The 12421-nt window shown below is 45.6% G+C and carries 11 protein-coding genes; 7 read left to right on the top strand and 4 right to left on the bottom strand.

What is annotated here, in order from left to right; genetic code table 11:
* Positions 1-240: 240 nt before the first annotated feature.
* The 4 genes from NCCP2331_RS15545 (at position 241) to NCCP2331_RS15530 (ending at position 6249) form a co-directional block, all read left to right on the top strand.
* Positions 241-573 (top strand): ArsR/SmtB family transcription factor, encoded by a 333-nt coding sequence (locus tag NCCP2331_RS15545; protein WP_251671751.1) that lies wholly within the window; start codon positions 241-243, stop codon positions 571-573.
* The gene (locus NCCP2331_RS15540) at positions 566-2500 is read left to right on the top strand and encodes a heavy metal translocating P-type ATPase (RefSeq protein WP_251671750.1); all 1935 of its coding nucleotides are present in this window, start codon (positions 566-568) and stop codon (positions 2498-2500) included. Before NCCP2331_RS15545 ends, NCCP2331_RS15540 begins: the two co-directional genes overlap by 8 nt.
* Positions 2501-2677: 177 nt before the next feature.
* Positions 2678-4402 carry an ABC transporter ATP-binding protein gene (locus NCCP2331_RS15535; protein ID WP_251671749.1) on the top strand — a complete coding sequence of 575 codons (1725 nt, stop codon included), beginning with the start codon at positions 2678-2680 and terminating at the stop codon, positions 4400-4402.
* Complete coding sequence (locus NCCP2331_RS15530) at positions 4399-6249, top strand: ABC transporter ATP-binding protein (RefSeq protein WP_251671748.1); 1851 nt, start codon at positions 4399-4401, stop codon at positions 6247-6249. The genes NCCP2331_RS15535 and NCCP2331_RS15530 overlap by 4 nt, the downstream gene beginning before the upstream one ends.
* A 224-nt stretch (positions 6250-6473) precedes the next feature.
* On the opposite strand, the gene NCCP2331_RS15525 is transcribed toward NCCP2331_RS15530, so the two are convergent.
* The 4 genes from NCCP2331_RS15525 to NCCP2331_RS15510 all read right to left on the bottom strand — a co-directional run bounded on the left by NCCP2331_RS15525 (position 6474) and on the right by NCCP2331_RS15510 (position 10009).
* Positions 6474-7955 (bottom strand): PH domain-containing protein, encoded by a 1482-nt coding sequence (locus tag NCCP2331_RS15525; RefSeq protein ID WP_251671747.1) that lies wholly within the window; start codon positions 7953-7955, stop codon positions 6474-6476.
* Positions 7952-8449 carry a PH domain-containing protein gene (locus NCCP2331_RS15520; RefSeq protein WP_251671746.1) on the bottom strand — a complete coding sequence of 166 codons (498 nt, stop codon included), beginning with the start codon at positions 8447-8449 and terminating at the stop codon, positions 7952-7954. The genes NCCP2331_RS15525 and NCCP2331_RS15520 overlap by 4 nt, the downstream gene beginning before the upstream one ends.
* Positions 8450-8571: 122 nt before the next feature.
* Positions 8572-9504 carry a hypothetical protein gene (locus tag NCCP2331_RS15515; protein ID WP_153722723.1) on the bottom strand — a complete coding sequence of 311 codons (933 nt, stop codon included), beginning with the start codon at positions 9502-9504 and terminating at the stop codon, positions 8572-8574.
* Entirely contained in the window at positions 9497-10009 is a 513-nt protein-coding gene (locus tag NCCP2331_RS15510; RefSeq protein WP_153722724.1) for a sigma-70 family RNA polymerase sigma factor, read from the bottom strand. Before NCCP2331_RS15510 ends, NCCP2331_RS15515 begins: the two co-directional genes overlap by 8 nt.
* Positions 10010-10169: 160 nt before the next feature.
* Between NCCP2331_RS15510 and nadX the strand changes: the two genes are divergently transcribed.
* The 3 genes from nadX (at position 10170) to NCCP2331_RS15495 (ending at position 12394) form a co-directional block, all read left to right on the top strand.
* The gene (gene nadX, locus NCCP2331_RS15505; RefSeq protein WP_153722725.1) at positions 10170-10952 is read left to right on the top strand and encodes an aspartate dehydrogenase; all 783 of its coding nucleotides are present in this window, start codon (positions 10170-10172) and stop codon (positions 10950-10952) included.
* A 274-nt stretch (positions 10953-11226) separates the two neighbouring features.
* Entirely contained in the window at positions 11227-11748 is a 522-nt protein-coding gene (locus NCCP2331_RS15500; RefSeq protein ID WP_251671745.1) for a sigma-70 family RNA polymerase sigma factor, read from the top strand.
* Positions 11729-12394 carry a TIGR04104 family putative zinc finger protein gene (locus tag NCCP2331_RS15495; RefSeq protein ID WP_251671744.1) on the top strand — a complete coding sequence of 222 codons (666 nt, stop codon included), beginning with the start codon at positions 11729-11731 and terminating at the stop codon, positions 12392-12394. Before NCCP2331_RS15500 ends, NCCP2331_RS15495 begins: the two co-directional genes overlap by 20 nt.
* The last annotated feature ends 27 nt before the right edge of the window (positions 12395-12421 follow it).

Here is a 12421-nt window from a genome sequence, read left to right as displayed (position 1 = left end):
TTAACCTTCCCTCTGGATTTAGAAACATATTTTTACGTCTGTCAAAGTTAATGTTTTCCCTTGCCACTCATAAACAAAATGGCCTGATTATTGAATAAACTGTCACTTTAATAATCTATTTTAACACAAGATTCCCTGCTCACCTTTGATTGACAAAATTTAACGGCCTGCATATACTATATACATTAACATATGAACAAACTTTCATGTATTCATATAATGACACAAGAGGTGATGTAAATGACTGAAAAGGAAGAAGTAAGAGAGGCAGACATGCTGAGTGAGGATTTGGAACAGGATGTAGCGAGTTTATTCAGCGCGCTGTCCAACCCGACGCGAATTAAAATTCTTTATCTTTTGAAACAGCAATCACTGACGGTGACGCAAATCTGCGACAGGTTGGATGTCTCGCAAAGCGCAGTCTCGCATCAGCTTCGGGAATTAAAATTTGCACGGCTGGTCAGAAACCATAAACATGGAAGAGAAATGATCTATCAGCTGGATGATGACCATGTACATCAAATTTTTGAGGTTGCGATAGAACACGTAAAGGAGATCTATCACTATGAGTGAGCATTCAACGAATCACCGTGCGAGTTCCTGCAGTCATAATCACGACCATGATCACGAGCATGGCGGGAACTTGGCAATTGTTTTATATCTGATCGGGCTGGGAGCATTTTTGGTCGGTTTAGTTGTCGGCTCGGATCTGTGGCAAATGATTTTATACCTCACAGCGCTTGTGATCTCAGGTTACCATATTATCATTGAAGGATTCTCAGATACGTTCCGGCAGACGGCGAGGAAAAAGAAATTCACACCGAACGTCCATATATTAATGACGCTTGCGGCTATTGGGGCGGTCATTATCGGTGAATATCGGGAAGCGGCGCTGCTTATCCTCATTTTTGCGGGGGCTCATTTTTTAGAAGAGTATGCAGAAAAGAAGAGTAATAAAGAGATTACGAGCCTATTAAAATTGAATCCTACGTCAGCGAGAAGAATCCAGGCGAACGGGGAAGTAGAAACCGTCGACGTTTCCGAATTACAAATTGGCGACCGGCTGTCTATTTTAAACGGAGACCAAATTCCGACAGACGGTGTCGTCCTTTCAGGGAGTTCCTCTGTAGACCAGGCATCGATCACAGGAGAGAGTATGCCGGTAGAGAAAAAAGAGGGAGATATGTTATTCGGCAGCACGATTAACGGGGCGGGAACGATGACAATGGAAGTGACGAAGGATAGTTCGGACACAGTCATTTCGAAAATCATCCAGCTGGTCAGCCAGACGCAGAATAACGTTTCGAGAACGGCTGCTTTCATCAAGCGGATTGAGCCGGTCTATGTCAAGATTGTCATTTTGCTGACGCCGTTGTTTTATTTATTGGGCTATTATGTCTTCCAGTGGACAGCATATGAAAGTTTCTACCGGACGATGGTCTTTCTGATTGCGACATCGCCGTGTGCGCTTGCGGCAACGGATATACCTGCGACTCTTTCGTCGATCAGTAACTTGGCGAAGCGCGGGGTGCTGTTCAAGGGAGGATCCTACTTATCGAATCTGGCGGATCTAAAGGCAGTGGCATTTGATAAGACAGGGACACTGACAACAGGAAAGCCGGTGGTCACAAACACCTATTTCGAGGACGGAGTGACGGATGAAGAGCAACAAGCTTTCATTCAGACGATTGTTTCAATGGAAAGCAAGTCGAATCATCCGCTGGCACAGGCGATTTTACAGTATTTCGATGAGGTGGCACCGTTAGAGCTGGAAGTAGAAAACCTGATCGGCGTGGGTCTTATTGCAAAGGCTGGAGATGCTACTTACAAAATCGGCAAGCCGTCATCTTACGGGACTATATCTGCTGCACTGCAGAAACAAACCGAGGTTTTTGAAGAAGAAGGAAAAACAGTGGTTTATTTCGGATCTGAAGAGGAAGTGCTTGGACTGCTGGCAATCCAGGATGTGCCGAAAGAAACTTCATTGGAAGCAATCCGTTACTTGAAAGAGCAGAATATCCATACGATCATGATTACTGGAGATGCGAAGCGCACGGGTGAAGCGATCGGCCGGACGCTCGGGATTGATGAAGTGCGGGGCAATGTCATGCCGGAAGAAAAGGCGGATATTATTACGGAATTGAAAAAGACCTATCCGGTGACGGCGATGGTCGGGGATGGCGTGAACGATGCGCCTGCACTTGTGGCAGCCGATGTTGGAGTGGCGATGGGCGAAGGAACGGATATTGCGATTGACGTGGCGGATGCTGTGTTGATGAAGAGTGATTTGACGAAGTTTTCCTATACTCACCAAGTGGCGAAAAAGCTGCGGAAAATCGTTATGCAGAATATTATCGCTGCACTGGCGGTTGTCGTTTTCCTGGTCATTGTAAATATGACGGGCAATATGGATATGACATCTGCCGTGATCATCCATGAAGGCAGTACGCTCGCGGTTATTTTGAATGGACTTCGGATGTTGAAGGAAGTGGAACGGTAAAAAGAAAGGTAAAGTGTTTTATAAGAGTAACTGCCCTGCATGCTTGATCAATTGCAGAGGGCAGTTACTTTTTTATAATCTCTATGAATTGTTTTCTCTTTACGATTAGTGAATAATACTACATACAAAGACATTTAAAAATCTATTTTTTAGCAATATGAACGGAGGAACCATGCGATGTTAAAGATTCTGAAAAACTTATCGGCATATAAATGGCTGGTGGCGGTCATCTTCGGCCTGGTATTCCTTCAGTCGATGTCTGAGCTATATTTGCCGACGCTTATGGCTGACATTATTGATCACGGGGTGGTCGTCGGAGATATCCCGTATATATGGAAGATCGGCGGTTTGATGCTAGGTGTTTCTGCACTCAGTGCGATCGCTTCCGTCTCTGTCAGTTACTTTTCTTCCAAAACGGCGATGGGGCTCGGCCGCGATATTCGGCGGAAAGTGTTTACACATGTCGAAAGCTTTTCGCAGCAGGATTTCGACAAAATAGGCACGGCTTCATTGATCACCAGAACGACGAATGATATTACACAAATTCAGCAAGTCGTCATCATGATTTTACGGATGGTGCTGAGCGCGCCGATCATGTTCATTGGCGGGCTGATTATGGCGTTGTCAAAAGACGTCAAATTGTCGCTGGTCATTGTGGCGGCGATGCCTGTTTTAGTCGCCCTCATCTTCTTTGTGTTCCGGAAAGGAATGCCGCTTTTTAAAGCTGTTCAGAAGCGGATCGACCGTTTGAACTTAGTGTTGCGGGAGAATTTGACCGGGATCCGTGTCGTCCGTGCATTCAATCGGGAAGAAGAGGAACAGAAACGCCTGCGTGAAGCGAATGAAAACTTGCGGGACGTGTCGATTAATGTTAATCGGGTCATGGCCTTTTTGATGCCGGTTATGATGCTCATTATGAACCTGACTGTTGTCGGCATCATCTGGTTCGGCGGCATTCGGATTGATAATGGCTCCATGCAAATCGGTGACCTGATGGCGTATATCCAATACGTCATGCTCATCATGTCTTCACTCGTCATGGCATCGGTTATGTTCATCATGATTCCGCGTGCAGCAGTTTCTGCCAACCGGATTAACGAAGTGCTTGAAATGCAGCCGACGTTCTTGGACGAAGGGACCGACAAAGCAGATAAAGAGCCGGGGTCCCTGGAGTTCGAACATGTTTCATTCGGATATCCGGGTGCTGAAGAACTGGCGCTTGAAGATATTAATTTCAAGACAAAAGCCGGTGAAGTGACGGCCATTATCGGCGGGACAGGCGCTGGGAAAACCACATTGGTCAATTTGATCCCGCGCTTTTACGAGGCGACGAGCGGTACGATTCGCATTAACGGTGTGGATATTAGAAAGTCCTCCCAAGAGGAAATTCGCTCTAAAATTGGCTTCGTTCCGCAAAAAGCCTTGCTTTTTTCAGGCACGATTGCAGAAAACATCCGCTACGGCAAACCGGATGCCACTTCGAATGAAATCGAATATGCTGCAGAAGTTGCTCAGGCGAAGGATTTTGTCGAAAGAATGCCGGATGGCTTTAATTCGGTCATTTCCCAAGGCGGTTCCAATCTGTCTGGGGGACAGAAGCAGCGTTTGTCGATTGCCCGTGCACTCGTACGGAAACCGGATATTTATGTATTTGACGACAGTTTTTCTGCACTCGATTATAAAACGGATGCCAGATTACGGGCTGCCCTGCATGAAGAAACGGAAGAGGCGACAGTCGTCATTGTAGCCCAGCGTGTCAGCTCCGTCATGGATGCAGACCGGATCATCGTGCTGGATCACGGAAAAATGGCCGGCATCGGCACGCATGAAGAACTTCTTGAAACCAATGCTGTCTACCAGGAAATCGTGGAATCGCAGCTTTCAGAGGAGGATATCGCATGAGTGAACGAAAACAGCATCCGCATAGCGGCGGAGGTCCCGGCCATGGAAATATGATGATGGCGGGACAAAAACCGAAGAATTTTAAAAAGACGTTCCGCCGGCTCCTTGGTTATCTGAAACCGCATCGCGGCAAATTGCTCGCTGTATTTTTTGCGGCGGTTCTCAGTACCGTGTTCATGGTGCTTGGTCCGAAAATTATGGGGAACGCGATTACGGAACTGTTTGAAGGCGCGTATGGCAAGTTCAATGGTATTCCGGACGCTTCGATTGATTTTGGCGTCATCGCAAAATTATTATTGTTGCTCGGAGGATTGTATATCGTAAGCAGTATTTTCAGCTATATTCAGCAGTTCATTATGGCGGGAGTCTCACAGCGCACAGTTTTTGATCTGCGCGAAGATGTTAATCATAAGCTCGAGAAGCTGCCATTGAAATATTATGACGGGCATCCGGTCGGCGATACATTAAGCCGCATGACGAATGATATTGACACGATCGGCAGTACGCTGCAGCAGACCATTACGCAGTTCATTACAGCAGTCGTGACGATTATTGGAATCTTGGTGATGATGCTGTGGATCAGTCCGATGCTGACGATCATTGCGCTCGTCACACTGCCGCTGTCCCTATTTGTTATCCGTCCTTTCTTGAAACGGTCGCAGCAGCATTTCAAAGATCAGCAGCGGACACTGGGGAATTTAAACGGTCATATTGAAGAAATGTACACAGGCCATCAGGTCGTTAAAGTGTTCGGCCATGAGAAAAAGGCGATTGCTGAATTCGAAGAGGTCAATGAGCAATTATACGATGCGGGCCGGCGTGCGCAGTTCATTTCAGGTATCATCATGCCGATGATGACGCTGATCGGAAACTTAAGCTATGTGCTCATTTGTGTCATCGGCGGAATTTTAGTTACACAGCGCGCGATTTCCATCGGGGACATCCAGGCTTTCATTACGTATATGAAGCAGTTTACACAGCCAATTACGCAGACAGCTAATATCGCCAACGTCATTCAATCGACAATTGCTGCCGCAGAGCGTGTATTCGAACTGCTCGATGAGGAAGAAGAAGTCGAAGAAGTCACCACGGTCAGCCTGAAACATGCGAAAGGGGAAGTGGACTTTGAGCATGTGGACTTCGGTTATGGAGATGATTTGCTGATCACGGACATGAATCTTCACGTCGAGCCGGGCCAGACAGTCGCAATTGTCGGACCGACCGGAGCAGGGAAGACAACGATTATCAATCTGCTCATGCGGTTCTATGAGCTGAATGGCGGCACGATCAAAATTGACGGACTCGACACGAGGGAAATGTCACGTGAAGATTTGCGGACCACATTCGGAATGGTGCTACAGGATACTTGGCTGTTCAACGGCACGATCCGTGACAATATTGCGTTCGGCAATAAAGAAGCAACGGAAGAACAAATTATTGAAGCGGCACAAGTGACCCGTGCAGACCAATTCATCCGGACACTTCCAGAAGGCTATGACACCGTCCTGAATGAAGACGCGTCCAATGTATCGGCCGGCCAGAAACAGCTCATCACCATCGCGCGTGCCATCCTGGCGAATCCGTCGATCATGATTCTGGACGAAGCGACATCCAGCGTCGACACACGGACCGAGCTGCTGATCCAGCAGGCCATGAACCGCTTAATGGAAGGCAGAACCAGCTTCGTCATCGCCCATCGCCTGTCAACTATACAGGGCGCCGACTTGATTCTCGTTATGGATCGTGGCGAAGTGATCGAGCAGGGAACTCACGCAGAACTGCTCGAGCAGGAAGGTTTCTATGCGGATCTTTACTACAGCCAGTTTTCGGATAAGCCGGCAGTATAATTTACCTTATAAAAGGGCAGTTTGGGAATTTTATCATTCCAAACTGCCCTTTTTTCAATTAAAACTCTCTGACTTTTCGTGTACGCTCATAAACTGTCTGCAAGTGCTCATTAACCACGGTTACGCGCTCATAACATCTTCACAAGCGATCATTGCGTCCCGTCAAATGCTCATATAGCAGCCATTCACGCTCATAAACCCCGTCTACGCGCTCATAGAGCAAATTATTCCACCTGGATTTCAGCGCTTCGCTTCGCATACCAGACGAAAAACTGTTCGGCATCGTCAATCGGCACATCTTTTAGCGTTTCATGGCGGACCGACTGCGCTCGGTTGATGAAACCGATTGTCGCCAAGCCTGTCCATTGCTGAAATTTTGTTCGCTTCACCGACACTTCGATGATTTTATCGCGGCGAGACAAGTATGTCGTTGTCTCCAATGCCCCTTCTCTCACTTGGATCAGTCCGTCTGTCACCGCATATTTTGTATTCCAGTAATCCGCAATACGGCTTAGAACAAGAACGAGCAACAATCCCAATGAAGCCGTCCACCATGCTGCCTGAAAACCGAATGGCTCAGGTTTTATAAATGCCAGTATGACCGTCACCACAAGCCAGAACCAGTAAGGCCTCACCAATCGGACAGCCAGTGATTTACGCGGCAGCCGTTTTAGCTCGCTGCTCACTTTATAATCCGGCAGCAGTTCAGAGATGATGGAATTGGCGCGGTTGACAGGCAGAAAAGGATACAGAATACTGATTTCCTGCTCACCTTCGCCTAAACCGCCTGCGCTGATCAGCTTCACTTCTGCCAGTCCAAGCAGCCGTTTCATGAAGGATTGGGTAATCTCCACACCTTGCACGCGACGCTTCAAAATCGAAAAAGCCGATTCATTGAGCACGCCTTTTGAAATATAGATGCGCGAATCATCCGAAGCAATCTCATATTTTCCATACGTAATAAAAGTCCGAATGAAACCTGCAGCGAAAGAGACAATAATCAGCAGGATAGTAGCCACTGCAATCACCCAACCGGACGTCAATACTGCCAGCAGCCAGCCTTCCACTCTTTCTTCCACGTTAAATACCGCATCCAGTTTGGAAAACAACGAACCCGCGATGGCAATCAGGAATAGAAAGCTGAGTGATGTAAATGTGGCTTTGATCAGATCTCCGCGCGTAGGCGTGAAGTGGATGACACGGTCAGGTATTCTGACTCCAGGAACTGTTTCATTCGCCGTTTCTGCCGATGCTCGTTCAGCAGTAGTCCCATCCACCAGTACCTCGAGGCGGTCGGCTTCCTCTTTTGTCAACACCGCAAATTCCACAGAAGCATCCGCACTGCCGGCTCCCGTTTCAAATGTTATGGATGTCATACGGAACAATTTATGTAAAAAAGATGTTTGCCTCTGCACATTTTGGATTTTCTCATAATACACGGTCCGTTCAATTTTCGAGAAGATTCCTGATTTGATGTGAAAACCTTGGTCGTCTGTGGCGTATCGATTGGCAAACCACTTCATGACCAATGTGATGAGTGTGAGGGCGGTAACAGCCAGGAACCCCCATTGGCCGATTTGGATCAGTACAGACGTCGAGCCAAACTTAACGACAAACAGAAGAAAAGCAAAAATTGCTGTACTTTTAATAAAACCTGCCACCTCGAAAAGAATGGTGAGCGGATGATAGCGCTGAAAAGACATCATTCATCCGCCTCCTTAATTTTTGCTAAGTGAGCAATTTGATTGCGCAGATCAATCGCTATCTGTTTCGGCAGACCTGAAATCCCGTGGGTCGAACCCATCGTTTCAACTGCTACTGTATACAAGTTGTATTTGCGTAAGATCGGTCCCTGATGAGTTGAAACGGCTTGTATTTTAGTCATCGGCACCAGTTCGTGTTGCTCAACGAACGCACCGGTTTTTAACTGCAGGAATTCTTCGTCCACTCCATAACGTGTGTTTTTATAAGTATAAAGCGGCCGTAATCCGATAGACCAGACAGCGGAGATAACTCCGCAAACTGCAAAAGCAAGCAGAATCCAGCGTGACCAGCTGCCCAGTGAAAAATAAATACTGACAGCATATAAAACAGCCAAGACGATAAAGCCGGTCAGATGGCTGATCACCGAACTCCATCGCAAAGCAGGAATAATTTCTTTAACGAGCCGATTGGCCGGTTCTTGAATTTCTGTATACATGAGCCTGCCTCCTATAGAAAATCTGGTTACCCCCTGTACGCAACCGGCCAATAAAAGTTTCATTGTTGGCTTTTAGTTCATAAAAATACAGCACTCTCTCCAAAGAGAAAGTGCTGTATGGTTTATTTCCAACCTGTCACATCCTGAAAAAACTTAGACTGCTCTGCTTGTTCAATCGGATATGAAAGCGGGTCGTAGGTAATAGTGACAGTCGAAAACGGTTTAATTTGTTCAACAGAGCCAGCAACCTTAAACCGGGCGAATTGATTTGATGCCTCCAATTGTTCTGGTGACATGCTGTTCACTAATTCAGGGTCTAAATCATAGACAGCCGATACCGTGTCTTCTTCCACCGAGGTCACCAGGACTTCCCAATCTACATAATTTGTGTCCGTAGATGGAGTTGTAATTTGCTTCTTTTTCATAAAAGAAACAATCTCTTTATCATGTTCCTGCATAAAACTGTCCAGCACTTCACGATGAGTCGTCATGTTTTCAGGCGGATGCTTGACCAGCCAATTTACAGCTTGGTTATAGCGGATTGTTTGAGGAATAATGTGCTCGAAATATTCATTATACGTATAGCCGAATGTTTCTAATTGCGATTGTTCAAGCGACTGCAGCTCTTCCGCCGAGAAACCATCATAAAAAGTTTGCTGCTGTTCTTTCGCCTCTTCTTCAATTGCCTTTGCATCTTCCTTATACCCTTTAGTTTTTGCATACTCGATCAGTGAATCAGCGTAGAGAACTTGAAGTAATAAGTTATATCGCATGATGCTGCCGGGCGGGTGTTCAAGTCCTTCATTCAGCAAGAGAAGATCATAATAAGTTTCATCTATTTCATATGCACCGCTTTGTTTGTCTGAGAATTCTCCTGTAAATATATTGAACGCAAAGAACATAACGGCGGCCAGGACAATAGCTGTAGCAACGAATGGAAATGGATTTCTTCTCTTTGGCTCGCGTCTCCCAGAAAGTATCCGGTGTTTTACTTCTTCTTTATCACCCGATACATTCCCGGCAGCTGCCTCCAAACTTCTTTTTACTTCATTCATCGGACAGCACCTCCCAATTTTCGTCTGTCAGTTGATCTTTCAGTAATTTACGTGCTTTAATCATCCTCGTTTTTACTGTGTTTTCTGAGAGGTGCAGAAACGCTGCGATTTCTCTCATGTTATACTCCTCATAGTAATAAAAAATAATAATTTCTCGATACTTTATGGGAAGCCCCAGCACCGCAACCGCAAGCTCAGTTCGTTCTTCCTGCAAAATTAATGCATCCTGTTCGGTATGTATACTGTCGATCCAGTTTTTACTGAGCTTTAAATGGCGGAATGACCAGCTCCGTAAATAATCTTTGCAGCGATTGATCGTCATTTTCGTCAAATAGGCCCGCAGCTTTCCCTGCTCTTCATAGTTCGGGTTATTGTAATAGGAGATAAATACATCCTGCACGATATCTTTCGCCGCTTCCCGATCCCGCAAATAAAAGAATGCCATTTTGAGTAAGTGCTCCCCGTATTCATCTACGGCCTGTTCTAATTCCAATGAATCCATCATTCTCACCGCCTCTCTACTACTATAACGAAGCTCAAACTGGAAAGGTTTTAAAATTAGGCAGTTGTTTAATTCAGCAAGATACAGGGCATTTGACGAATGAGAGGCTTCTTTTTTTAAATCGATGAACAGTTCGATATAATAGGGAGAGAGGTGTTATGAAATGAAAATCGGTATATTGGGAACTGGCAATATTGCACAGTATTTATTGGAAACGATTAATGCGGACGGACAGCTGGATGGCGAGATTTCTGCTATTTTCGGAAGGAACAGAGAAGTGGGATCCCGGCTGGAATCACAGTATCAGGCTGTATTTTATACAAATATACAGGACTTTCTGGATTCATCGGTAGACATAATAGTGGAGGCAGCGACAATTGAGGTGGCCATACAACAAATGGAGACGGTGCTGAAAAACGGCAAGGACTTAATCCTCAGCAGCATTGGCGCTTTTAAAAACGTGGATTTTTTCAATGAAATGAAAGAACTTGCCCGCTCAACCGGACAGCACATCTATCTGCCGTCCGGTGCAGTCGGCGGTCTGGACTTACTGCAGTCAGCCAATTCAGTCGGCGGCTTGAAAGAAGTCAGCATCACGACGAGGAAATCGTATGCCTCACTGGGTATGGATATGAAGCATGTGGAGGAATGTGTTTTTGACGGAATCGCACTGGATGCCATTGAAAGATTTCCGAAAAATGTCAATGTCGCACTGCTGATTTCACTTGCGGGACTGGGAGCGGATAGAACAAGAGTGAAAGTCATAGCGGATCCGAAAATTACGCGAAACACCCACATGATTGAAGCAGCCGGAGAATTCGGAAAGATGAATCTGACTATAGAAAACGAACCCATGCCAAATAACCCGAAAACCAGTTATCTGGCCGCGTTGAGTATTTTATCCATCTTGCGGAATAAAGGAAATGCTATTACGATCGGCAGTTAAACTGCATAATGAAAGCTGCCTGAAATGTCGATGGTCCATGACAATTCAGGCGTTTTTTTATTTGATTGGGTAAAAAAACTGCGTTTGATCATAAACTTGCTGCAGGCGCTCATAGCTGGTATGCAACCGCTCATAGGCAACCCGTGAGTGATCATAACTGGTCTGAATTTGATCATAAAAACTCTGCAGGCACTCATAGAGCAAAAAAAACAGCGAAACATGAATCGGAAACACCAATCGGTCCGTCTATAGTGTAAAGGCAGGTGTTGTCGCAGTGGATATCGAAAAAGTGCTCGAAGAATATGGAGATTATTTGCTTCGGGTAGCCTACTTATATGTGAAAGATGAAAATACAGCTGAGGACATTGTCCAGGATGTTCTTCTGAAATTTTACCAAAACGAGAGGCAGTTCAAAGGGCAGTCGTCTCTTAAAACTTATTTGGTGCGAATGACGGTCAACTGGAGCCATGATTATTTGAGAAGCTGGAAAAGTAAAGGTTTCATTCTAATGGAGAAGTTGCGAATTACCTCTCCCAGACAGACGCCGGAAGAGCAAATGATTCACACGGAAGAAAATCGGGTGCTGGTCAATGCGCTGTTTTCGATGTCGCTCATCTACAGGGAAGTGTTAGTTCTGTATTATTACGAAGAGCTGTCCACAGTGGAAATTGCAGACATGCTCGGCTGCCCCGAAGCGACAGTACGGACAAGATTGCAACGGGCACGGAGACAACTGAAAAGACGGCTGCAAAATGAAGACGGAGAGGTGATGGGCGATGGATGGAATGAAAGATAAGTTACATGCCGAACTGCGTGATGTGAAATTGTCAGATCAGCGCAAAAAGCAAATGCTTCGTGCAGTCAGGAAATCGGGCCAAAATCGTACGAGGCCGGGGAAGTGGCAGTATCGCACGGTGCTGGTTAGTTTTGTAATATTGGCTCTCAGTTTCACTTATATAAGTGTCGTCAACACGAATACCGGTAATTTGGCTGTTAATTCAGCTGTAGCATCACAGGAAACTACTTTCAACATCATGACATTAGTGCAATCCGATTCCGTAAAACTGGTAATTATGATATTTTTGTTTACAATAGCATACCTCATACTATTGCGAGATATTAAAGTGAAAAAGAGATCACTCCCTGTCTGTTCAAATTGCGGAGAAGAGTGGACGAGGAGGCAATCGCTGGCTAAGCCCTTTTCAAATAAAAAAACTTGTCCATATTGCAATGAAACGCAATATCTGACAAGAGAGACGAATAAGCATATGTTAAAGTTGAACTTCCTATTGGTTTTTACCCTGATCATTGCACAGATCTTTGCCGATACATTCTTGGGGATACTCGTTTACCTTCTGCTTGTCATGATTCTGTACAATTTAACAATCCCTTATTATATGGAACTCCAATCAAAAAATCCCGATACAGAACCGTTTTGGTAAACTGGTTGATTGTCTAAGTATATTCCA

Origin of the sequence: Sporosarcina sp. NCCP-2331 (assembly GCF_023707945.1) — a bacterium.
Taxonomy (GTDB): Bacteria; Bacillota; Bacilli; order Bacillales_A; family Planococcaceae; genus Sporosarcina; species Sporosarcina cascadiensis.
Note: the sequence above shows the minus strand (reverse complement) of the source record. Positions and strands in the feature narration are given on the sequence as shown.